The organism is Nocardiopsis sp. CNR-923 (assembly GCF_001942255.1).
GTDB lineage: Bacteria > Actinomycetota > Actinomycetes > Streptosporangiales > Streptosporangiaceae > Nocardiopsis.
The window spans coordinates 20,269-43,576 of sequence record NZ_MKKC01000091.1 but is presented as its reverse complement, the minus strand read 5'-3'; the positions used below and the strand labels follow the sequence as shown (position 1 = coordinate 43,576).

Annotated in this window: 15 protein-coding genes and 10 pseudogenes; 13 read left to right on the top strand and 12 right to left on the bottom strand. The window is 70.6% G+C overall.

Features of this window, described 5'->3' with window-relative positions; all coding sequences use genetic code 11:
• Positions 1-197: 197 nt before the first annotated feature.
• A pseudogene (gene rnhA / locus BJF83_RS15850) lies at positions 198-666 on the bottom strand (ribonuclease HI).
• Between the two features lie 327 nt (positions 667-993).
• Here rnhA and BJF83_RS15845 point away from each other — a divergent pair.
• Positions 994-1,284 carry a VOC family protein gene (locus BJF83_RS15845; protein WP_158070378.1) on the top strand — a complete coding sequence of 97 codons (291 nt, stop codon included), beginning with the start codon at positions 994-996 and terminating at the stop codon, positions 1,282-1,284.
• A gap of 63 nt (positions 1,285-1,347) precedes the next feature.
• On the opposite strand, the gene def is transcribed toward BJF83_RS15845, so the two are convergent.
• Together def and BJF83_RS15835 are read right to left on the bottom strand one after the other, a co-directional pair.
• Positions 1,348-2,016 (bottom strand): peptide deformylase, encoded by a 669-nt coding sequence (gene def, locus BJF83_RS15840; RefSeq protein ID WP_075926892.1) that lies wholly within the window; start codon positions 2,014-2,016, stop codon positions 1,348-1,350.
• Between the two features lie 109 nt (positions 2,017-2,125).
• Positions 2,126-2,557: an SMI1/KNR4 family protein gene (locus BJF83_RS15835; protein ID WP_075926895.1), complete on the bottom strand. Its 432-nt coding sequence runs from the start codon at positions 2,555-2,557 to the stop codon at positions 2,126-2,128.
• A gap of 299 nt (positions 2,558-2,856) precedes the next feature.
• Here BJF83_RS15835 and BJF83_RS15830 point away from each other — a divergent pair.
• A pseudogene (locus BJF83_RS15830) lies at positions 2,857-4,116 on the top strand (histidine kinase).
• Positions 4,068-4,728 (top strand): annotated as a pseudogene (locus tag BJF83_RS15825) (LuxR C-terminal-related transcriptional regulator). Before BJF83_RS15830 ends, BJF83_RS15825 begins: the two co-directional pseudogenes overlap by 49 nt.
• A 199-nt stretch (positions 4,729-4,927) precedes the next feature.
• Here the strand turns inward: BJF83_RS15825 and BJF83_RS15820 are convergent.
• From BJF83_RS15820 to BJF83_RS15805, 4 genes and pseudogenes are all read right to left on the bottom strand, one after another.
• Positions 4,928-6,882: pseudogene (locus BJF83_RS15820) on the bottom strand (AMP-binding protein).
• 158 nt (positions 6,883-7,040) lie between these two features.
• Positions 7,041-8,302 (bottom strand): annotated as a pseudogene (locus tag BJF83_RS15815) (multidrug effflux MFS transporter).
• Positions 8,303-8,484: 182 nt separating this feature from the next.
• Positions 8,485-8,921 (bottom strand): annotated as a pseudogene (locus tag BJF83_RS15810) (DUF3037 domain-containing protein).
• Positions 8,918-9,658 (bottom strand): HipA family kinase, encoded by a 741-nt coding sequence (locus BJF83_RS15805; RefSeq protein ID WP_075926891.1) that lies wholly within the window; start codon positions 9,656-9,658, stop codon positions 8,918-8,920. The pseudogene BJF83_RS15810 and the gene BJF83_RS15805 overlap by 4 nt, the downstream one beginning before the upstream one ends.
• Positions 9,659-9,795: 137 nt before the next feature.
• Between BJF83_RS15805 and BJF83_RS15800 the strand changes: the two genes are divergently transcribed.
• Positions 9,796-10,470 carry an alpha/beta fold hydrolase gene (locus BJF83_RS15800; RefSeq protein ID WP_075926890.1) on the top strand — a complete coding sequence of 225 codons (675 nt, stop codon included), beginning with the start codon at positions 9,796-9,798 and terminating at the stop codon, positions 10,468-10,470.
• A 303-nt stretch (positions 10,471-10,773) separates the two neighbouring features.
• Here BJF83_RS15800 and BJF83_RS29320 read toward each other — a convergent pair whose 3' ends face one another.
• Both BJF83_RS29320 and BJF83_RS15795 read right to left on the bottom strand, forming a co-directional pair.
• Positions 10,774-10,983: a hypothetical protein gene (locus tag BJF83_RS29320; protein WP_262391583.1), complete on the bottom strand. Its 210-nt coding sequence runs from the start codon at positions 10,981-10,983 to the stop codon at positions 10,774-10,776.
• Between the two features lie 8 nt (positions 10,984-10,991).
• A complete protein-coding gene (locus tag BJF83_RS15795) occupies positions 10,992-11,495 on the bottom strand; it encodes a hypothetical protein (protein WP_262391582.1) in 504 nt (167 codons plus the stop codon).
• 150 nt (positions 11,496-11,645) lie between these two features.
• Here BJF83_RS15795 and BJF83_RS15790 point away from each other — a divergent pair.
• The 5 genes and pseudogenes from BJF83_RS15790 to BJF83_RS15770 all read left to right on the top strand — a co-directional run.
• Positions 11,646-12,702: pseudogene (locus BJF83_RS15790) on the top strand (AAA family ATPase); the annotation flags it as partial.
• A gap of 13 nt (positions 12,703-12,715) precedes the next feature.
• A complete protein-coding gene (locus BJF83_RS15785) occupies positions 12,716-13,684 on the top strand; it encodes a DUF58 domain-containing protein (RefSeq protein ID WP_075926889.1) in 969 nt (322 codons plus the stop codon).
• A gap of 244 nt (positions 13,685-13,928) precedes the next feature.
• Positions 13,929-14,876 (top strand): VWA domain-containing protein, encoded by a 948-nt coding sequence (locus tag BJF83_RS15780; RefSeq protein WP_075926894.1) that lies wholly within the window; start codon positions 13,929-13,931, stop codon positions 14,874-14,876.
• 142 nt (positions 14,877-15,018) lie between these two features.
• Positions 15,019-15,751: pseudogene (locus tag BJF83_RS15775) on the top strand (HAD family hydrolase).
• Between the two features lie 38 nt (positions 15,752-15,789).
• Positions 15,790-16,536, top strand: a complete 747-nt coding sequence (locus BJF83_RS15770) for an NUDIX domain-containing protein (protein ID WP_262391581.1) — start codon at positions 15,790-15,792, stop codon at positions 16,534-16,536.
• Here BJF83_RS15770 and BJF83_RS15765 read toward each other — a convergent pair.
• Both BJF83_RS15765 and BJF83_RS15760 read right to left on the bottom strand, forming a co-directional pair.
• Positions 16,524-17,782 (bottom strand): annotated as a pseudogene (locus BJF83_RS15765) (APC family permease). The gene BJF83_RS15770 and the pseudogene BJF83_RS15765 sit on opposite strands and share 13 nt — an antisense overlap.
• Positions 17,783-18,140: 358 nt before the next feature.
• Positions 18,141-18,647 (bottom strand): dsRBD fold-containing protein, encoded by a 507-nt coding sequence (locus BJF83_RS15760; protein ID WP_075926887.1) that lies wholly within the window; start codon positions 18,645-18,647, stop codon positions 18,141-18,143.
• A gap of 140 nt (positions 18,648-18,787) precedes the next feature.
• Between BJF83_RS15760 and BJF83_RS15755 the strand changes: the two are divergent.
• From BJF83_RS15755 to BJF83_RS15740, 4 genes and pseudogenes are all read left to right on the top strand, one after another.
• Positions 18,788-19,449, top strand: a pseudogene (locus BJF83_RS15755) (class I SAM-dependent methyltransferase).
• 135 nt (positions 19,450-19,584) lie between these two features.
• Positions 19,585-20,145, top strand: coding sequence for a TrmH family RNA methyltransferase (locus BJF83_RS15750; RefSeq protein ID WP_075926886.1), 561 nt, complete (start codon positions 19,585-19,587; stop codon positions 20,143-20,145).
• Between the two features lie 226 nt (positions 20,146-20,371).
• A complete protein-coding gene (locus tag BJF83_RS15745; RefSeq protein ID WP_075926885.1) occupies positions 20,372-21,745 on the top strand; it encodes a hemolysin family protein in 1,374 nt (457 codons plus the stop codon).
• Positions 21,742-22,749 carry a hemolysin family protein gene (locus BJF83_RS15740; RefSeq protein WP_075926884.1) on the top strand — a complete coding sequence of 336 codons (1,008 nt, stop codon included), beginning with the start codon at positions 21,742-21,744 and terminating at the stop codon, positions 22,747-22,749. Before BJF83_RS15745 ends, BJF83_RS15740 begins: the two co-directional genes overlap by 4 nt.
• Positions 22,750-22,840: 91 nt before the next feature.
• Here BJF83_RS15740 and BJF83_RS15735 read toward each other — a convergent pair whose 3' ends face one another.
• On the bottom strand, positions 22,841-23,269 hold the full coding sequence (locus BJF83_RS15735) for an organic hydroperoxide resistance protein (protein ID WP_075926883.1): 429 nt from the start codon (positions 23,267-23,269) through the stop codon (positions 22,841-22,843).
• Between the last annotated feature and the right edge of the window lie 39 nt (positions 23,270-23,308).

Here is a 23,308-nt window from a genome sequence, read left to right as displayed (position 1 = left end):
CCCCGTCCACCCCGCGACGTCCTCGCCAGCACCGCTCGAGCCGCCGCCTCCTCGTCGACGCCCTCAAGGACGAAACCGCCCCCCCAACGCTGAACCCGCCCAGCGACCGCGCCCAGACCACCGCCCCACACGGCACGCACCCCCCGGGAACACCAGTGGCGGCGACCCCCCCGGATCGCCGCCACCCCCCACCGCGCCTACACGCCCGCGGCCTCGTCCCGACCACGCCGCGCCAACGCGTCCGCGCGCTCGTTGCCCTCATCCCCGCTGTGGCCGCGCACCCACCGCCACTCCACCTCGTAACGCGCAGCCACCTCGTCCAACCGCCGCCACAGGTCCACGTTCTTGACGGGCTTGTTGTCCGCCGTGCGCCACCCGCGCCGCTTCCAGTTCGGTAACCACGACGTGATCCCGTTGCGCACGTAACTGGAATCGGTGTGCACCACCACCGGCAACGGCCGCTTCAGGCTCTCCACGCCCGGATGGCCGCCATGAGCTCCATCCGGTTGTTGGTCGTGCTCTCCTCGCCCCCGTACAGCTCCCTCTCGTGCCCGCCGTAGCGCAGCCACACACCCCACCCGCCAGGCCGGGGTTGCCACTGCACGCCCCGTCGGTGTAGACGACCACCCGCTGCCCCAGGTCCCCCTGGTCCTCCCCGATGTCCATGCCGCGCAATCTACCGCCCCCACCGATCACAAAAAGGCCACAGACCGCTCGAACCAGACCACAAACAAGGCCAAAAAAGCCCAGCGGACCCCCCACATACACCACAGCGGACCACACGGCCCACCAATGGCACCCACCCGCACCACACCAGCCAACCATCCCGAAATGTCCTTGCCCGCCCCCGCGCCACCCCACCACAATGACCCAGGCCACACACCCACACACCAAGGACCCACATGAAGCTCGACATCAACGCCATCACCATCGACTGCGCCGACCCCCACCACCCTCGCCCACCTTCCTGGTCCCAAGCCCTGGGCCCACCCCCTGCACCCCCCACGACGAACCCCGGCGACCCCCCAAGCCTCATCCCCCCGCCCCCAGGGCCCCGCCCCTGCTCTTCCTCCGCGTCCCCGAACCCAAGACCACCAGAACCGGCTCCACCTCGACCTGAGCGCCGCACCAGAGAGCACCCGCGACCAGGAGACCCAACGCCTCATCGACCTCGGCGCCACCCTCATCGACGACCGACGCGCACCCGACGGCACCGGCTGGACCGTCCTCACCGACCCCGAAGGCAACGAATTCTGCGTCGTGCGCGCCGAACACGAACGCTGAACACACCGAACGGGGGCGCCCCGGCCCACCACCGAAGACGCCCCCGCCCACACCCGCGAACACTCAGTCCGCCAGCTCACGCTCCAACTCCGCGGCCCGCACCTGACGCCGCTCGAACACACTGGCCGACATCTCGTTCACCTTCTTCAACACACGCCTACGCTCACGCTTGGACAACCGGTCCACATACAACCGCCCCAACGTGTGATCCGTCTCATGCTGAAGACAACGCGCGAAGTACCCGTCGCCGCTGACCACCACCGGCTGACCATCCCGGTCCACGCCCCGCACCGTCGCGTGCTCAGCCCGCCCCAGATCCGCGTGCGGACCCGGCACCGACAAACACCCCTCACTCTCCACCACGACCGCGTCGTCCAGGTCACGCTCCTCCAGCACCGGATTGACCACATGCCCCACATGCCGCACACCATCGTCATCCAGGCAGTCATACACGAACAACCGCCAGTCCACACCGACCTGACAGCCCGCCAACCCCACACCCTCGGCCGCGTACATCGTCCGGAACATGTCCTCGACCAGCCGACCCAGTTCCGCCCCGCCCAACATCTCCGCGGGCACGTCCACACCAGGCCGATGCAACACGTCCTCACCCGTCACGGTCACCCGCAACACCCGGCCACGCCCCGCCTCCGGGGCCAACACCGGAAAGTCCGTCACCTCCCGCCCCTGAACGACGGCGGCCACCTGCGCGGGCGTCGACTGATCCGACATGGTCCTACTCTCACAACGTGCTCGGGGAGACAACAGGTGGCACAACACCACCCCAACACCCGAAAAATAGCACGAACCGTCTGGTCAACCACGCACAGTATCCACCACCTCAACGAAACCAGGAATTCCCCTGGATCAGACACCGCGCCAGATAGTCCCGCAAGGACACCACCACCAACCGCCGCCGATCCGACTCGTGATCCCACACCACGATCCCCGGACCATAGTCCGTATGCACATACGCGAACTGCGGACCCATGTCCGAATCCCCGAAGAAGATCATCTCGTCGAACGGCGCGTACAACTCCAGATAGTCCGGCTCAACACGCATCGCCAGATTGTCCTCGACCAACCGCCGCGCACTCCACACCACCGCGTCCCCGTACTCGTTGGTCACCCCGTCGGTCTCCCGCAACAACGACGCCAACTCGAACGGCAACGGCAGCATCAACCGCCGCTCCACCTCCGCCAGGGCCACCTCATCAGCCGGGTCACTCAGATCGGCTCCGGGATACATCTGCAGGATCAGTTCACGCCACACACCCCGATCATCACAGGTCGTGGCAACCCACGGGAAATCGCCGACGGCCAGCCCACCCCCAACCCGCCCCACCCACCGGGAATACCCGCAGGCCACACCCCGTTCACCCCCACAGCGGACCAATGCGCCAGCAAGAGCCCCGCGGGCTCCCACCACAGCCTCCCCGCAACACCGCGCCCACCGGTCGGACAGGACCCGCGTCCTGCCACACGCCCAGAGGCGGCCGCCACACCAGCCCGCCCCACCACGATTGAACAGCCCCACACCCACACCACAAGGACACCCACCACCCACCACCCATGACCACCACACACCGCACCCACCGCCCCGGCCCCCTCACCACCCTCGCCTACCTCTTCCTCCTCCTCTCCCAAAACACCGCAGCCCTCCTCCTCACCCCCCTCATCCTCGCCACCGCCGTCCTCACCCTCCTCTGGATCGGCCTCCCCTTCGTCATCCTCACCGCCACCCTCCTGCGCGCCCTGGCCGACGCCCAACGCCGCACCCTCCGGCCACCTCCTCCCCCACGGCCCCATCCCCTCCGCCTACCGACCCATCCCCCCAGGCAGCATCAACCGCCGCGCCACCGCCCACCTCACCGACCCCACCACCTGGAAAGACATCCTCTGGCTCACCGCCGGAGTCGCCAACCTCCTCCTCATCGCCATCCCCGCCGCCCTCCTCCTCCACGCGCCCAGAACATCGCCCACGCCCTCACCAAACCCCAAGACGCCCTCTACGGCCTCAACAACACCGGAACCCTCCTCCCCCTCCTGTCCGGCACCCTCCTGATCGCCCTCGGCCTCTACACCGCCCCCAAAGTCCTCCGCCTCTACCTCGCCTTCAACCGGCTCCTCCTCGCCCCCAACGAAAAAGCACGCCTCACCGCCCGCGTCGCCCACCTCGCCACCAGCCGCGCCAACACCATCGACACCCAGGCCGCAGAAATCCGCCGCATCGAACGAGACCTGCACGACGGCGCCCAAGCACGCCTGGTCGCACTCGGCATGAACCTCGGCATGGCCGAACAGATCATCGACCAGGACCCCACCACCGCCCGCGACATGCTCACCGAGGCCCGCGAAACCACCCGCCAAGCCCTCACCGAACTCCGCGACCTCGTCCGCGGCATCCACCCGCCCGTCCTCGTCGAACGCGGCCTCCACGGCGCCGTCCACGCCCTCGCCCTCACCCACCCCCTCACCACCACCGTCGACGTCGACCTCCCCCGGCCGCCCCCGCCGACCCCCGTCGAATCCGCCGCCTACTTCGCCATCGTCGAACTCCTCACCAACACCGCCAAACACGCCAACGCCACCGACGCCTGGATCCGCATCAACCACGGCCGCCAACGACTCCTCATCACCATCACCGACAACGGCACCGGGGGCGCCGCGGCCACCCCCGGCAGCGGCCTCAGCGGCATCGAACGCCGCCTCGACGCATTCGATGGGACGATGAACATCACCAGCCCCCCTGGCGGCCCCACCATCGTGACCCTGGAGATCCCGTGCGCGTTGTCATCGCCGAAGACCTTGCCCTCCTCCGAGACGGACTGATCCGCCTCCTGCAAGCGCACGACTTCACCGTCGCCGCCGCCGTCGACAACGGCCCCGACCTCCACAACGCCCTCACCGAACTCAAACCCGACGTCGCCGTCGTCGACGTGCGACTACCGCCCACCTTCACCGACGAAGGCCTCCAGGCAGCCCTGGCCGCCCGCGCCCAGATCCCCGGCCTGCCCATCCTCGTCCTGTCCCAACACGTCGAACAGCTCTCGCCCGCGAACTCCTCTCCGACGACACCGGCGCCGTCGGCTACCTCCTCAAGGACCGCGTCCTCGACATCGGCCAATTCATCGAAGCCGTCCGACGCGTCGCCGCCGGCGGCACCGCCATGGACCCCGCCGTCATCTCCCAGCTCCTCGCCCGACAGGATCAGAGCGGACCCCTCGCCCAGCTCACCCCCCGAGAACGCGAAGTCCTCTCCGAAATGGCCGAAGGCGCTCCAACTCCGCCATCGCCGGACGCCTCTACATCACCGAAAAAGCCGTCAGCAAGCACATCAACAACATCTTCACCAAACTCGACCTCCCACCCTCCTCCGACGACAGCCGCCGCGTCCTCGCCGTCCTCGCCTACCTGTCCTCCACGAGAATGCCGCCGTCCTGACACCTCGCACGCTCACCCCACACCGGCCACACCCACCGACGACGTGTCCGGGAAAACTCCCCCGTCCCGGTCCAGACCCACGGTGGCCACCCCTCACCCACCTCCCGCGGCACGACCGACACCCCAGAACCCAGGCCACAGCACGAAGCCGCGACCCCACGGGATCGCGGCCTCCTCGTCCAGCACCTACCCCGGCGCCCTACCGCTGGTCACGCCGCACCCGGTACAACCCGTCGATCTCCTCCGAGAACGCCCGCAGCACCGCCTCACGCCGCAACTCACCCGAGGGAGCCACCAGACCCGACTGCACCGTGAACTCCTCCGCCAACACATGGAACGACCGCACCGCCAGATGCCGCGGCACACTCCGGTTGGCCTCGTACACCAAACCCTGCACCTCCCGCAGCAGATCCCGGTCCCCCGCGATCTCCTCCGGCGCCATCGACAACGGCCGACCGTTCACCAGCCGCCAGTACTCCAACTGGTCACGCACCAACGTCACCAACGCGCTCGCGAACGGCCGCCCCTCAACGATCACCAACACCTGACTGACCAGCGGATGCGCCCGCAACCGAGCCTCGAACTCCGCCACCAACGCCGCGTCACCATCCGACGCCGCCACCGCCGCACCGTCAGCGGAACCCGCCTCCGGACCATCGGCCACCGGCACCGCCGCAGCCCCCTCCGACGCACCGCCCACCCCGGACGTCCCCGAACCCGCCCAACGCGCCGCCACGAACCGGCCCGGCACCTCCGACACCGCCGCCTGCGGCCGCAACCGGCCGGTCACACGCACGAAACCGCCCTGATCCGACTGCCCCGCCACACCCGTCGCCAACCAGCCCTCGCGAAACGCCGACCCCGAAGCCTCGCCATCGGCCCAGTACCCCGAGAACAGGCCGCCACCGCGCACGTGGATCTCACCCTCACGCGACACCCACACCTCCCGATCGGGCATCGCACGCCCCACCGACCCCGCCGACCGGTCCCCCTGAACGTTCGCCGTGAACACACCCGCCGTCTCCGCGACACCGAACACCTGCATCACCTGCAAGCCCACACCGTTGTAGAAGTGGTCCAGCCGCTGGGAAAGCCCCCCACCCCAACACACCGCCAGATGCACCCTGTTGCCGAACAGCTCCCGCACCTTGGCGAACGACCAGTCGTACATCGACCGCGACAACTTCCGCCACGCGCCCTTCTTCGGCGCCCGGTCGAACTGCACCGCCGCCTCCGCCGCGGCGTTGAACGTCCCCAACGAGTCCCACCCCGTCGATTGCGCCCGCACCCGCTCCACCTCATAGGCGCGCTCCAGCAACCCCGCCGAGCACACCAACACCGTCGGCCGGAACGACTTCACCAACCCCGGCAACGAACCCGGCGCGCACAACCCCACCCGCACCCGACTCACCACACACGCCAACAACGACGCCAGCCCCGAGATCTCCGACAACGGAAGATCCACCAACGCGCTGGCCCGCCCCGGCCCCAGCTCCGACAACCGGGGCCACATCCGATCCACCACGCCCGCCGTCGCCGACAGCAGAGCCCCGTGCGAGAGCACCACACCCCGCATCCGCCGCGAGGCCGTGCTCATCGGGTACAGCACCACCGCCGCGTCCTCCGGGAGCGTGGCGTCCCGCCGAAACCGCACGGCCGACGCGTCCATGTACTGCCCCAGCCGAACGACCTCCGCCAGTCCCTCCACCAACGGCCACACCCGACACAGGTCCGGCAGTTCCCGCTGCACAGCCGTCACGGCGGCCAACAACCGCCCACCCTCGACCACCGCCGCCGTCGGACGCGTCTGACGCACCACGTGCGTCACCCGCTCCGCTGACGCCGACGCCGACACCGGCACCAGCACGGCCCGCACCGACCACACCGCGAACGCCAGCTTCGCCCAGTCATGGTGGGTACCCGACACCAACAGCACCCGGTCACCCTCGGCCACACCCGCCGCCACCAGGCCCTTGGCGATCCCTGTCACATCCGTGGCGAAGGCGGCCGCCGTCCGCCGATCCCAACCCGCCTCCGCGTCGGCACCGAGAACACCTCGGCGTGGGCGTCGGCGTTGGCCACCTCGTACACCAGATCGCCCAGCCCCGAAAGCTCCCTCGCCCGCACACCCGGGCTGACACCCGCCTCGCCCATACCCACACATCACCTGCTACGTCGGAGGACGGGCCACTCCAGGCATGGGACCCGTCACACAAAAGGGGAACAGAAGCCCTACTGTGCCCGTACTCCCCACCCAACGGCAACCCGGAGCGATCCGGTAAAAACCCTGCACAGAAGCCCCATATAAGGGGTCATCGGACCTTTACGCGGGCCGACCACACGAACACCGCCAACGACAGCCCAGCCGCCACCGCCATCACCACGGCCATACTCCGCAGCGACGCCTCACCCGAGGCGTCATCCCCGCCAACGCGGCCACACCGCCGCCCAACGCGAACTGCAACGCCCCCATCAACGCCGAAGCCGTCCCCGCGACCGCCGCCGGCTGACCGTCCAGAGCCCGCACGGTCGCGTTCGGCAAGATGAATCCGACGCTGAACATCATCAGCCCCAACAATCCCGCGACCAAGCCCAAGCCCGCCACACCCGACAAGGCCACCACCAAGAGCGCCACCACCGCCGACACGCCGCCACCAGACCCCGCCCCCAACCGCCGCGCGTCTCCACACGACCCACCAACACCCCCGTTGACCTGCGTACCCGCCATCATCGCCAACGAGTTCGCCGCGAACAGCCACGCGTACGTCCACGGCGAGGCCCCAAACTCCTCCTGCGACACGAACGAGAACGACGACACGTACGTGAACAACATCCCAAAGCTCAACCCCACGGTCAGCACCGGCCCCACGAACCGCGGATCGCGCAACAACCGGCCCACCGTCACCAACAGCTCCCGCGGCCCCCGCGCACGCCGATCCACCACCGGCAAACTCTCCGGCAACCACACCAGCACCAACACGAAGCTCAGCGCCGACACCCCGGCCAGCACCCAAAAACTCAACTGCCACGGACCCACCAACAACAACTGAGCCCCCACCAACGGAGCCAGCAACGGCGCCAACATCATCACCAACGCCAACCGCGAGAAGAACCGCACCGCGTCATCACCCGCGAACAGGTCGCGCACCACCGCACGCGCGATCACCGCACCCGCCGCACCCGCCACACCCTGCACGAAGCGCACCGCCGCGAACGTCGTCGCGTCCGGCACGAACACACACAGCACCGACGTCACCGTGAACAGCGCGACCCCCACGAGCAGCGGCCCACGCCGCCCCCACGCGTCGCTCATCGGACCGATCACCAACTGCCCGACCGCGATCCCCACCATGACCGCCGTCAGGGTCAGCTGAATCTGCCCCTCCGTCGCCCCCAGTTCACGCGTGATCTCGGGGAACGCCGGAAGGTACATGTCGGTCGCCAACGGCCCCACAGCCGTCAACACCCCCAACACGAGCACCAACCCGGCGACCCAGCCACGCGAACGAGGTCTGCCGGAGGGAGGGAAACCACCGACGTCGGCGGACCAGGACGGGGCGTGCGCAGACGACACGGACACTCCAATACACGGGGCACGGGGGAGAACGGGACGGCCCACGCCCAGCGCGACACCGGGCGTCGACCACCCCCTTACCAACACCGCACACCGACGCAAGTGTCCCCCACAACCCGGGCAACCCCTGTGATCTCGGCTACTCGCCCGCCCACGACGACTCCGACGGCCGCCACGGGGCCTCAGCGCACCAACCGGTCCAACAACCGCTCAGCCTCCGCCCCCGGATCGTCCGTCAGCCCCCCGTGGATCGGACCCGCCTGCACGATCGTGCTCCGCGGAGCCGTCAACCACCGGAACCGCTGCCCCGGACGCTCACGCCCCACCGCCCCGGCCGCCGAGCCCCCAGCGCACATCACCTCCACGCCTCCAGCGCACGCCGCACACCGGCCACGTCCACCTCCGGATCCACCGCCAGCAGCCGCCGCTCGTCCAGCGCCGTCCGAGCCGCCAGAAACGCCCGCTCCTGGCAGTACACGACCACTCCCACGTTGACGCACTCGCCCCGTTCCAACCGGGGCACCACCCTCACCAGGGCGTACTCGAAAACCGCACGGTCGCGCTCCTCACCCACACGACCGGTCCTCACCGCCTCGCTGTACCGCCTGGCCTCGTTCACCGCGCCACCTCCGGCAACCAGGAACGATCAGTGACGCGGTCCAGCAGATGCCGCACGTACGCGTCCCGAACCTCGCCGGGACAGGCGAACCCCGGCTCGTCGTCCAACCACACGTCAGGCACCAGGCCCACCACCTCCCGCAACAGCTCCTCGTCCACACGCGGAGCCAACTCCGCGTCAGCAGCGGCCAGATCCGAGACCACCGACGCGAGCACGTGGTCACCGCCGTCGTAGGGGCGGGTGACGTACCGAGCGGCCCCGGCCCAGTTGTGATGGAAGATCAGCGTCGCTCCATGGTCGATCAGGTAGGGGCGACCATGCCACAGCAGCATGTTCGGATTGCGCCACGAGCGGTCGACGTTGCCGGTCAGGGCATCGAACCACAGCACCCGTCCAGCGAACTCCGACCCGACGTCGAAGGTGAGCGGATCGAAGCCGAGCGAGCCCGGCAGGAAGTCCATCCCCAGATTGAGCCCGCCGCTGGCCCGCAACAGCTCCTGCACCTCCGGATCGGGCTCGCCCCGACCGATCACCGGATCCATCTCCACCAGCGCCAACTCCGGAACGGGCAGCCCAAGCGCCCGGCCGAGCTCGCCGGAGACCACCTCGGCGACCAGTGTCTTGCGTCCCTGACCCGCGCCGACGAACTTCACCACGTACATCCCCAGGTCGTCGGCCTCGACCAACCCGGGCAGCGACCCCCCTTCGCGCAGCGGCAGGACATATCGCGTCGCCATCACCTTTTTGAGCACGCGTCACAGCATAGGGATCCGGTACGGCCCCCGACCGGACGCGGCACGTTCACGTGTACGCCCACAGAACACTCAGGAGGCGACGCCCGTGGGCTCGCAGGCGCTCGTCGGCGCCCGGCACGGTGGCCGTCCCCACCGCGACCGAACCGGCCGAGGGCGACGGGGAACGACGGGCCGCCAGGGCGATGGACACGACCATGGCCGCGAGGCCGAGGGTCGGGACGAGGCCGCGGCGCTTCCATCTGGTCGGTCACGACTGGGGCGGCATGGTCGCCTGGGCACTGGCCTCAGCCCACCCGGAGCGGCTCCACACTCTCTCCGTGCTCTCCACGCCGCACCCCCAGGTTCTCTACCGCGCCCTGAACAGCAGTAGCGAACAGCAGGAACGCTCCAAGTACGTCCAGCACTTCCGTCTCCCCGGCCACGTGGCCGAACAGAGCCTGCTCGCGCAGGGCGGCGCCGGGCTCCGGGCGGTGTACCAAGGCGCGCTGTCCGAGCAGCAGACCCAGTCCAACGTTCGCAGATTCGCCGAGGGCGCGCTCACCGGCGGACTCAACTGGTACCGGGCCCTCGGTGAGGACCTCCAGGCGCCCGGCGGTGAGATCACCGTGCCCACCCTCTATCTGTGGGGCACCGCGGACAAGGGGTTCGCCCGCGAAACGGCCGAGCTCACCGCGGAGTACGTCAAGGCGTCGTACCGCTTCGTCCCCCTGGAAGGCGCCCCCCACTGGCTGCCGGAGGTCAACGCGGACGTGGTCAACCCGCTCCTCCTGGCCCACATCGCCGGCACGCACTGACCGTTGCCGAGGTCGTCGCGGTGTCGGTGTCCCCCGACGGAGTCGAGGTCCGGCCCGCGATCACTCACCCCCGACTGTCTGTCACCAACAGCCCCGCGAGGCGTCTTACGCGACGCTGAACACGTTCTAGGTCACGGGCAGTCGGGTGCCGACACGCCCGGCCAAGGTGAGGAGGGGCGGGCGGCGTAGCCGCGCGATTCTGGTTTCAGGGGGTTGGTGGAACCACACCCGCCACCTTTACACCGTAGATTTCTAAGTCGATCGGAGAGGATCCACTCCAACTCCGGGGCCACCCGCCGTCCGCTACAGGTTGTCCTCCGGATCGCCCTCCAGTTCGCCATCCCCCTCCGGAGTGGGAGCGGGGATGGCGGGTTCCTCCTCGTCCGGCCGGGGCGAGGACCCCTCGCCGTCCTCCTCCCCCGAGGTGGGCTCGGCCGCCGGTTCGGACTCCTCCTGCTCGATCTCCACCGGCTGCCCCGGCACGGGGATCTCCGGACGCGGAAACCTCGACATCCACCAGATCACCCCCGCCCCCAGGAGCAACAGCAACACCAGGACCAGCCCCAGGACCGCCGCCATCCACCAACTGCCCTCCCCGGCGCGACCGCGCTGTCCCGACGGCCGTGCCAGGGCGCCCACCGCACCACCGAGCCGCGCCGCTCCCACGCCCAGTACGGCTGCACCACGGGGCCGTTCTCCACGACCGGGCCGCCGCGGGCGGTCCGGTCCAACACCTCCCCCGCGCCGTCGGCGTCGGCCGGAAGCGCCACCCACAACGCCGACCGGCCACGCGTCCGCGCCGCCAACACGTCGTCCCGCTCGTGGACGGCCCGCGCGAACCGCTCCCGCGCCTCGTGGTCCCCGCCGGCCGCGGAGTTGAGCACCACCACACTCGCCTCGGCCCCGGAGGCGTCCCGCCCCAGGTAGACCACGCCGAGTGCGGACTCGCGCGCTCTGCCGACCAACCGGAACCCACCCAACTGACGAGGATCGCCCTCGCGCAGGCCCCTGGTGGGAACCTCCATGTCACGCCCCCTTCCGGCGGTGCGGCGCCGCACGCCCGCCGACGCCGTGTCCCCGACCGCGGCGGCCGAAGCAGGTAATGTCGCCACAGGCAGGTGATCCACACCCTATTCGTCGCCGCACGCGGGGGCGTCCTGTCGGGAAGGCGGAAGATGTCAGAGAACTCACCCGGAAGCGGCGCCGCGCCCTACCCTGGCCCGGACAGTGCCCCGGGAGAGCCCACCAGGCTGCTGCGGGCGGCGCTCCACGAGGTGTCCACGGTCATCGTCGGCCAGGAACGCATGGTGGAGCGGTCCCTCATCGCCCTGGTCGCCAAGGGCCACTGCCTGATCGAGGGTGTGCCGGGCATCGCCAAGACCCTGGCGGTCTCCACCCTGGCCAAGGTCACCGGCGGCTCCTTCGCCCGAATCCAGTTCACGCCCGACCTGGTGCCGTCCGACATCGTGGGCACCCGGATCTACCACCCCTCCACCGAGCAGTTCGACGTCGAACTCGGCCCGGTCTTCGCCAACTTCGTCCTCGCCGACGAGATCAACCGCGCACCCGCCAAGGTGCAGTCCGCCCTCCTGGAGGTGATGGCCGAACGGCAGGTCTCACTCGGCGGCACCACCTACCCCCTGCCCTCCCCGTTCATCGTCATCGCCACACAGAACCCCGTGGAGTCCGAGGCGTCTACCCCCTCCCCGAGGCGCAGCGCGACCGCTTCCTGATGAAGGTGAACGTCGGCCACCCGCGCGCGCACGAGGAGATGGAGATCCTGCGGCGCATGAGCACCACACCGCCCACCGCCCACCAGGTGCTCGACCCGGTCACCCTCGGAGAGCTCCAGGCCGACGCCGAGCGCGTGCACGTCCACCAGCTCATCGCGGACTACGTCGTGCGCCTGGTCATGGCCACCCGCGAGCCGGAGAAGCACCAGATGCCGGATCTGCACAACGTCCTGGAGGTCGGCGCCAGCCGCGCGCAACCCTCGGGCTGGTCGCCGCCGCCCGGGCCCTGGCCGTCCTTCGCGGACGCGACTACGTGCTCCCCGACGACGTGCGGGTACTGGCCCGCGACGTCATCGCCCACCGCCTCGTCCTGACCTTCGACGCCCTGGCCGACGGGATCACCCCCGAACAGGTCGTCGACCGCATCCTGTCCACGGTGCTGGCGCCACGGGTGATCTGGGACGAACCGCCCAGCGGAGAGTCCGCCTCCCTCGCCGCGCGAGGTGAGGACCGTGTCCGAACCGGTCATCGGCACCGACCCGCGGCTGCGCGCCGCGCTGCGCCGCCTGGACCTGCGGATCGTGCACCGGCTGGAGGGACTGCTGCACGGCGAGCACCTCGGGCTGCGGCTCGGCCCCGGCTCCGAGGCGGCCGAGGCACGGCTGTACCGGCCCGGCGAGGACGACGTGCGGCGCATGGACTGGGCGGTGACCGCGCGGACCGACACCCCGCACGTGCGCGACCTGGTCGCCGACCGGGAACTGGAGAGCTGGACGCTGCTGGACCTGTCGCCGAGCATGGACTTCGGCACGGGCCTACGCCCCAAACGGGAGGTGGCGGTGGGCGCGCTGGTCGCCGCCAACCTGCTCACCCAGCGTGTCGGCGACCGGTTCGGCGCGCACTTCCTGCACCGGGGCACGGTCCGCCGCTGGCCCGCCCGGTCCGGCAAGGAGGCGCTGCTGTCGTTGCTGGCGACGGTGGCGGCGGCCCCCACCGGGGACGCGGAGCATCCGGCCGCCCACCAGGCGACACTGGCCGACGCGTGCGCCGACCTGGTCCGCACCCGTCGGCGGCGCGGCCTGCGCGTGGTCATCTCCGACTTCCTGGACACCCCGGTCACCGGAGAGCCGGTCCCCTGGGAACGGCCGCTGCGCCTGATGGCCTCCCGGAACCAGGTGCTGGTGGTCGAGGTGATCGACCCCCGGGAGTTGGAGGTGCCGCCGATCGGGAACGTGACCCTGCGGGATCCGCGTACCGGACGCGTACGCCAGATGCGGCTGACGCGCACGGTCAGCGAACGGTACCGTCGGGCCGCACACGCCCAGAGGGAGGCGATCCGCGCGGCCCTGCGGCGGTGCGGGGTCCACCATCTCGTGCTGCGGACGGACCGGGACTGGGTCCTGGACACGGCGCGGTTCGTCATCCACCAGCGCCGGACCGCCCACCACCTGGCGCGCCACACCCCGGGGACCCCCCGATGACCACGCAGGAGGTCGACTACGCGACCTCGTCCGAGCGGACGCGGCCACCGGAGAGCAGGCGGGCACCTACGCGGGGCGGGTGGACTTGAGCGCCGCCGGTAGGTTCGACACCACCGCGGCCCGGGGCATCCACCACTGGCGCGTCCAGCTGCTCGCGCGATCCGACGGCCACGCCGACACCACACAGTAAGGAGGAAGGGGCTTCCTCCCCGGCCTGATGGCCGGAGTCCGCCCCAAGAGTTCGATGACCTTCCTCGAACCGCAGCGGCTGTGGTGGCTGCTGACCCTGCTGGTCCTCGTGGGCGCCTACGTGTTCGCCCAGACCCGGCGGCGCAGGTACGCGGCCAGGTTCACCAACCTCGCCCTGCTGGACCAGGTGGCGCCGAACCGGCCGGACGCGCGCCGCCACGTGCCCGCCGCGCTGTTCATGTCGACGCTGGCCGTGCTGATCTCCTCACTGGCGCTGCCGGCCATGCCCGTGGAGGCGCCCCGGGAGCGGGCCACGATCGTCGTGGCGGTGGACGTGTCGCTGTCGATGGCCGCCACCGACATCGAACCCGACCGGCTCAACGCGGCCAAGGAGTCGGCGCAGGGGTTCGTGGAGACCCTGCCCGACCGGTTCAACGTGGGACTGGTGTCCTTCTCGTCCGCGGCGACGGTGGTCGCCTCCCCCACGCAGGACCACCAGGCGGTGGTCGGGTCGATCGAGAACCTGCGGCTGGGACCGGGCACGGCCATCGGTGAGGGGGTGTTCGCCTCGCTGGAGGCGATCCGGGGCTTCGACGAGGAGGCGCGGGAGGATCCGCCGCCGTCGGCGATCGTGCTCCTGTCGGACGGGGAGAACACCAGCGGTCGGGCGATCGAGGAGGCCTCGGCCGCGGCGGCCGCGGCCGAGGTTCCGGTGTCGACGATCGCGTTCGGCAGCGGTGCGGCGATGATCGAGATCGACGGCTACCGGGTTCCGGCCGACATCGACCGGGAAGCGCTGATGGAGCTGGCGCAGGACACCGAGGGCCACTACTACGAGGCCGAGAGCGAGACCGAACTCAACGAAGTGTACGAGGACATCGGTTCCTCCCTGGGCACCGAGTGGGTCCATGAGGAGATCGTGACGCGTTTCGTGTTGATTGCGATTCTGCTCGGCACGGCCACCGCTGTGACATCACTCCTGTGGTTCCAGCGTCTTCCATAGCGCTCTGACCTCAGGGGAGACGTGAGGACACACTGCGTACAGTGATTCTGACCACATCCCTTTAGGCGGGGTTTACACCTTTTCCGTCTTGTCCACGGGTTAGCGTTGGCATGTTTTGTTCTGCCCATTCAGTTGAGGAACGATGCCGAACATACCCGCTGCGGCCCCCACCGCGATCTGCTTCGACCTGGACGACACACTCATCGACGACAACGCCGCGTCGTCCACCGGACTGCGCGCGGTCATGGACCGGCTCGGACACCCGGACTTCGCCGCGGCACGCTCCCTCTGGGACGTGCAGACGGAGATCTCCTTCGGCGCCTACCTGCGCGGGGGACTGAGCCTGGAGCAGCAGCGCCGTGAGCGCGTCCGCGCCCTGGCGGTCCAGGCCGGGCACGCCGACATCGCCGACCAGCACTGCGACGAGCTGTACCGTCTCTACCTCGATGCCCACCGCTCCGGGTGGCATGTCTTCCCCGACACCGTTCCCGCGCTCACGCCCTGGCCTCGGCCGGGTACCGCCTCGCGGTGATCACCAACGGCGTGGAGGCCCTCCAGCACGCCAAGATGCAGGCCCTGGAGCTGACCCCGTACTTCCACACCGTCGTGTGCGCCGACTCGGTCGCGCGGGCAAGCCCGACCCGCGGATCTTCGAGGCCGCCGCACAGCGCCTGGGCGTCGACCCGCGCGCCTGCTGGCACGTCGGCGACCAGATCCAGTCCGACGGCGTGGGCGCCGTGGCCGCGCGCATGAGCCCGATCATGATCGACCGCCAGGGCCGTCAGCGGCTGGACGGCGTCACCACGATCGCCGGCCTCGACGAACTCCTCCAGCTCGTGGGGCTGCCGAGCGCGGCGGCCTCGGGGGCGCTGTGACCCGCGCCCCCCGAGGCGGAGCGACCCGCCGCGTCACCGTGCACCTGGTCCACCACGGGCCGACCGGCCCGACCATCAGCGGGCGGCGCCTGCTGTTCGGGGAGGACCCCGTGACGGCCGCCCGCACGCTCGGCGGGTTGCCCGAGGACACCCCCCTGGTCGCGGTGGACGTGGTGTCCGAACCCGCGTCCACTCCGGCGGGCCACCTCATGCAGATCGACCGCGTGGTCTTCGCCGTGCCCGACGCCGTCCGCGAGTGGCCCACCGTGCTCCCGCCCGGCGGACCGAGCCCCCGCGCCGCCCAGCTGGCGCCCGAGGAGGAGCACGCCGGTCAGGGGCCACGGCTGAGCCGTGTGGCCTCCTACGGCATGGTCACCGACCCCGCGGGGCGCGTGCTGTTGAGCCTGATCGCCGAGGGCTTTCCCGGCGCGGGCACCTGGCACCTGCCCGGGGGCGGGGTGGACGTCGGAGAGGACGTTCGCCGGGCCCTGCGGCGCGAGGTGATCGAGGAGACCGGGCAGGAGGGCGTCGTCGGCGAGCTGATCGCCGTCTCCAGCCACCGCCGCAATCGCCCCGGCGAACCGGAGATCCACGCGGTGTGGGTGTTCTCCCACCTGCACGTGGCCTCCCCGACCGAGCCGACCGTGACCGAGACCTGCGGCTCGACGGCCGACTGTGCCTGGTTCACCCCCGAGGAACTGGCCGGACTGAGGCTGTCGAGAACGGCGCAGCGCGGTCTGGAGTTCCTCCTGCGCCGACCCCGGCGTTCGCCTCACCGCCGCTGATCACGCAGCCACCACAGTCCCGCACCGGCGGCCAGCACCGCCAGGCCCGTCGCGCCGACGGGCAGGGGCAGGCTGCACGCCAGCACGACGCAGCCCGCCAGCCCCGCGACCGGAACCAGGAGCGGGGGTCGGTTCTCGTCAGGACCCAACCGCAAAGCGGACGCGTTGGTGATGGCGTAGTAGACCAGGACGGCGAAGGCCGAGAAGGCGATCGCTCCACGCAGGTCGGTCAGCAGTACCAGAGCGGCGACCACGCTCCGACCGCGACCTCCGCGCGGTGCGGCACGCCGAAGCGCTCATGGACGGCGGACAGGGGACGGGGCAGGTGACCGTCTGCGGCCATCGCGGCCGTGGTCCGCGACACTCCCAGGACCAGGGAGAGCAGTGCCCCCAGACTGGCGACGGCGGCGCCCGCCACCACGAGGGGGACCAACCCGGGGAACCCGGCCACCTGGACCGCGTCGACCAGCGGGGCTGTGCTGAGGGAGAGCCGTTCGCGGCCCAGCACGATGAGCACGCCCGTTCCGATGACCAGGTACAGGGCCAGCACCCCGCCCAGGGAGAGGGCGATCGCCCGGGGGATGGTGGTGGCCGGGTCCCGGACCTCGCCGCCCAGTGTGGCCACGCGGGCGTACCCCGCGAAGGCGAAGAAGATCATCCCGGCCGAGCCGAGCACCCCGAAGGAGCCCGGCCAGGGCCCGAGCCCGTCCACCTCCAGAACCGCGGGAAGGCGCCCGCTGAGCCCCATCGCCACGACCACCGCGAGCAGGACGGCCAACACCAGGGCGACCAGGATCTTGAGCACGAACGTGGAGCGCTGGACTCCGCGGTAGTTCAACGCCGTGACCGCCGCGACGGCGGCCACGGCCACGGGCTTGTCCCAGCCGGGCAGCGTGTAGGCGGCGAACGTCAGCGCCATCGCCGCGCAGGAGGCGGTCTTGCCCACGACGAAGGACCAGCCCGCCAGGTAGCCCCACAGGTCTCCCAGACGTTCGCGCCCGTAGACGTAGGCGCCGCCGGAGTGGGGGTGGCGGGCCGCCAGTCGGGCCGAGGAGACGGCGTTGCAGTAGGCGACCGCTCCGGCGATGAGGATCGCGACCGGGAGCCAGGCGCCGGCGCCCACCACCGCGGGAGCGAAGACGGAGAACACCCCGGCGCCGAGCATCGCGCCCGCGCCGATGGCGACCGCGTCGACGGTGCCCAGTACGCGGGCGGGTCGGGCCTGAGCTCCGGAGGAGGTGGTCAACAGGTCTCCTTGGGTATGTGGGGACCTTCCGAGTCTGCCCGATCCAGGTGACCAACCCGTGCGGTGTGCCCGTGGTGAGGGTGGCCACTTCCGGTCTGGCCGGTGACCTGCGACGGGAGCGGACGGTGCCCCGCCGTGGCCGGTTTCCGGCCGTGGCACGGACCCCGTGCTCGGGCGCAGGGCCGCTCCGACCGGGGGCTCGCCGACCGGGCTCCCGGTCGCCTGGGCGGACCGGCCCCCGCGAGACGAACCGGCGGGTCCGTTGACACGTCTTCCCGGAGGCGCCGGCGAAGGAGGAGCCAGCGCGAAGGCCCCCGGCGGGGTGCCGGGGGCCCTGGCGGCGGCCCTGGCGGTCGGCTCAGCTGGGCCGCCACGGGGTGCCGGTGTTTTCGTTGATGTCCTCGGCCGCCACCTGCCGGAGCTGGCGCGAGAGGTCGGACAGCGCACGCGAGACGGCGAGCTCTTCCCCGATCTCCGGGACGTCCATGTCAGCCGGGTGCTTACGGGCCATGCCGTGGCCCCTCAACGCGGTCCCGTCGTCGGCTACCAGGCCCACCTCGGCCCATGTGCGGGCGGTCTCACCCTCGGCCTCCTCCGACACGACGACGTCCAGGTCCCAGCGCTTCGTCGTCTGCATGCTGCTCGCCCCCTCCGCCTGTTCGCCCGTGGCGCCGGGCGTGTGCTCGATGTGCGCGTCCGGTCCCGGATACACGAGGGTGTCGTGGCCCTCTTCGGTGTCGAGCCAGTGCACCTGGTACGGCGGTTCGCCCTTGGATCCGCGCACCCCGGTCACGACCCCGGTCCGGCGATGGGTGTCGGCGCGCGGGCTCTCGACTACGAGTCGGTCACCTACCTGTGCTCGCATGCTTCCCCCACAAACCTCGGCTATCTCCATCTTCTGCGTCCTCCGTCGTCAGGTCCGTGGCCTTGGTCATTTCGTGTCCGGTGGAAGGCGAGGTTTTTGCGCCGTCGGTGGGAGTGTCGCGGCTTTGGTAGCGTCACGGCGTGGCCCAGCACTACTTCGACCCCGACCCCGACGCCGCCAGCCGTCCCTCGACGGCGGATCTGGTCCTGCCCGACCTGCACCTGCGGCTGCGCACCGACCGGGGCGTGTTCTCCCCCGACAAGGTCGACCTGGGAACCCGTGTGCTGTTGGAGACGCGCCCGCGCCCCCGCCGGAGGGCCGGCTGCTCGACCTGGGGTGCGGGTACGGCCCGATCGCCCTGACGATGGCCGCGCGGGCGCCCCGCGCTCGGGTGCTGGGCGTGGACGTCAACGCGCGGGCCGTGGGTCTGGCGCGGCGCAACGCCGCCGCGCACGGTCTGGGCAACGCGCGCTTCGCGGTGGTCTCGCCCGAGGGCGGGCTGGGCACGGAGCGGGGAGCGCCGTCCCCGGAGGACGCGCCCGTGGCCGAGGAGTTGCTCGGGCCCTTCGACGCGGTGTGGTCCAACCCGCCGATCCGGGTGGGCAAGGGGGTGCTGCACGCGATGCTGCGCACGTGGCTGGGGCGGCTCACGCCCGAGGGCGAGGCGCACCTGGTCGTCCAGAGGCACCTGGGCGCGGACTCGTTGCAGCGGTGGCTGGACGCCCAGGGGCTGCCCGCCGAACGCGTGGCCTCGCGCGCGGGCTTCCGCGTGCTGGCCGTGCGGCGGTTCGAGGACGCGTGATCGGCGGCCGAGAGCCGATTTTGCCTGATGTGTCCGGGGCCAGGAGTGCGGTCGCCCCGGGTGACCGGTAACCTGTTGCGAACACCGGACCACCGGGAACAGCCCGGAACAGACCCGCTGAGGAACACACAGCAGTTGAGCACGCAGTTGCGTCCCACGGACGTCAAACGCCTGAACCGCCAGTGGCGCAGGCGCACCGAGGGGCGGCTCGCCCTTCTCGTCGAATCCGTCACCCAGCCGTTCAACATGGGATCGATCCTGCGCACGTGCGCGACGTTCGGTGTGGACCAGCTGTGGCTCACGGGCAACAGCGCGGACCCCGGTGATCCCAAGGTCGGCAAGACCGCCCTGGGCACGGCGGCCAAGGTGCCGCACACCCGGTTCGCCACCAGCGGCGAGGCCCTGGCCGCGGCACGCGGTGAGGGCTACAAAGTGGTCGCCGTGGAGCTGGCCGGCGGCGCGGTGCCGCTGCACACCGCTCCGCTGGAGCCGGACGTGTGCCTGGCCGTGGGAGCGGAGGACCACGGGTGCTCTCCGGCGCTGCTGTCCGGCGCTGACGCGGTGACCTACATCCCGCAGGTCGGCCGGGTCGGATCGCTCAACGTGGCCGTGGCGACCGCGATCGCCCTGTCCGAGGCGCGGCGCCGCGAGTGGGCGTCCCTGGGCGGGGAGGCCGACGCCCCGGTCGGGGGCTGACCGGGGAACCTTTGCCCCCGCCCCGATCGTCTTTCACTTCACCAGGACCACTTCAATCACACCCAACGCGCGAAGGCGCAGAGAGAGGAACAGTGGACCCGTCCCGAAGTACCGGCAGCATCCCGCGTGGATGCTGCGAGCCAGACTCCGACGAGCCTCCTTCTTCGTGGGGCGCGCACCTTCGTAGAGACACCGCCGCGCGGCGGAACAGGGCGGTGCGTGCCCGATGAGCACCGTTCTCAGCATCGCCGTCGGAATGCTGGTGGTCCTCGTGATCACCGCGGCGACGGGCTACTTCGTCGCGCAGGAATTCGGCTACATGGCCGTGGACCGCTCGCGTGTGCGGGCGCGGGCCGCGGCGGGCGACCTCGGGGCCAGGCGCGTCAAGAAGGTCACCGACCGCACCTCGTTCATGCTCTCCGGGGCCCAACTGGGCATCACCGTGACCGGTCTGCTGGTCGGCTACGTGGCCGAGCCGATGATCGGACAGGGGCTCGGCGAACTCCTGGGGGCGGCGGGCGTCCCCGCCGGAACCGGCGTGGCCGTGGGCATCGTGATCGCACTGCTGTTCTCCACCGTGGTGCAGATGGTGTTCGGCGAGTTGTTCCCCAAGAACCTCGCGATCGCCAAGCCGGAGCCGGTCGCCCGTTGGCTGGCCCTGTCGACCAACGTGTACCTGCGGATCTTCGGTCCGGTGATCTGGTTGTTCGACCAGGCCGCGATCGTGCTGCTCAAAGCGGTGCGGATCACTCCGGTCGAGGACGTTCAGCACGCGGCGACGCCGCGTGACCTGGAGCGGATCATCGCGGAGTCCCGCGAGACGGGGGACCTTCCGGCCGAGCTGTTCACCCTGTTGGACCGCACCCTGGACTTCCACGAGCGCACGGCCGGGCACGCGATGATCCCGCGTCCCGAGGTGGCGACCGTGGAGGAGGGCGATCCGGTGAGCCGGGTCGTGGAGTTGATGGCCTCCGACCATTCGCGGTTCCCGGTCCTCGGGGACGGCGTGGACGACATCGTCGGCGTGATCTGCCTGCGTGACGTCCTCGCCCTGGGCGAGCGCGACCTGGACAGCATCAAGGTCACCGAGGTGGCCAGGGCGACGGTCATGGTTCCCGTGTCGCTCGCGCTGCCGGGCGTGCTCGACCAGCTGCGGGAGGCGGGCGAGGAGTTCGCCTGCGTGGTGGACGAGTACGGCGGCCTGGCCGGGGTGATCACCATCGAGGACCTGGCCGAGGAGCTCGTCGGCGAGATCGCCGACGAGCACTCCCCCGACGAGGAGGCCCCCGCACACCTGGAGGGCGAGGGCAGCTACATGGTGCCCGGCGCGCTGCACGTGGACGAGGCCGAGCGTCTGCTCGGGCACGATCTGCCGGCGGGCGACTACGAGACCGTGGGCGGCCTGGTCATCCACGAGCTGCACCGCCTGCCCCAGGTCGGCGACCGGGTCGACATCGCTCTGCCCCGTCCGACCAGCGCGCACGACGATGACCCCGACATGGCGTTGACGCTGATCGTCAACTCGGTGCAGCGGCACGTGCCGCACACCGTGGAGCTGCGGCTGCGCGAACTCGACGAGTCCCGGGAGGTGCGGGCGTGAGTGACATGAACCCGTGGGTCGCGTTGGCCCTGACCGTGGCGATCATCGCGCTGAGCGCCTTCTTCGTGGCGATCGAGTTCGCGTTGGTGGCGGCGCGCCGGTACCGGCTGGAGGCCGACTCCGACCACAGCGTGGCGGCGCGCGCGGCACTGCGCAACGCACGGGATTTGTCGCTGCTGCTGGCGGGGTCCCAGCTGGGGATCACGCTGTGCACGCTGGCGCTCGGCGCGATCTCCAAGCCCGCCGTGCACCACCTGTTGGAGCCGCTGTTCCACGGCCTGCCGCACGCGGTGGCCTCGACGCTCTCCTTCGTGCTGGCACTGGTCATCGTGACCTTCCTGCACCTGGTGGTGGGTGAGATGGCGCCCAAGTCCTGGGCGATCTCGCACCCGGAGAAGTCGGCGACGATGCTGTCGGTGCCGATGCGGGCGTTCATGTGGTTCACCCGTCCGATGCTGGTCTTCCTCAACGGGGTGACCAACTGGTGTCTGCACCGGGTCGGTGTCGAGGCGGTGGACGAGCTGGCCACGGGACACAACCCCGACGACGTCCGCGAGCTGGTGGAGCACTCGGTCAAGGCCGGTGCGCTGGACACCGAGCGCCGCGACCAGCTGGCCACGGCGCTGGAGGTCAACTCCCGTCCGCTGAGCGAGATCGTCACCCCGCGCGCGGAGATCGCGTGGGTGGCGCCGGACGCGGACCTGGAGGAGATCAAGCGGGTCTCCCGCTCCTCCACGCACCTGCGCCTGGTGGTGATGGAGCAGGGTGAGCCGGTGGGTGTGCTGCACGTGCGCGAGGCGCTGACCTGCCCGCCCGGGACGACCGCGGCGGACCTGATGCGACCGGTGCTCATGCTGCACGCGAGCACGCCGATGTACGCGGCGATGAGCATCATGCGCGACAGCCGCAGCCACCTGTCGCTGGTCGAGGAGGAGGGCCTCATCGGTCTGGTGACCCTCCAGGACATCCTGGACCAGCTGCTGCTGCTGGAAGCCGCCGCCTGACGGAGGTCCGGGCACGCGTGAACGCGGGGGCGGGGGACGTGGTTCCCCCGCCCCCGCGTCGTGGGCGGCGTGTCAGCGCTCGGGACGTGCCTCAGGCGGTCTTGACGGTGAGGTTGACGTCGATGTTGCCACGGGTCGCACGGGAGTACGGGCACACCTGGTGGGCGGCCTCGACGAGTTTCTCGGCGTCGGCCTGGTCGGCGCCGGGGATGGTGACGGTCAGGTCGACGACGAGCGCGAAGCCGTCCTCGGCCTTGCCCAGGCTTACCTGGGAGTCGATGACGGAGCCGTTGACGTCGGCCTTAGCCTCGCCGGCGACCTTCTTCAGGGCGCCGTGGAAGCAGGCGCCGTAGCCCACGGCGAAAAGTTGCTCAGGGTTGGTGCCGGAGCCGTCGTCGCCGCCCAGGCCCTTGGGCACGGACAGTTCGACGTTGAGGCGGTCGTCGTCGGTCTTGCCGGTTCCAGCGCGGCCCTCACCGGTGACGGTGGCGTTGGCGGTGTACAGGATGTCGACTGCCATGGCTGCCTTTCTGTGCTCCGACGCGGGGTCGGAGGGTGA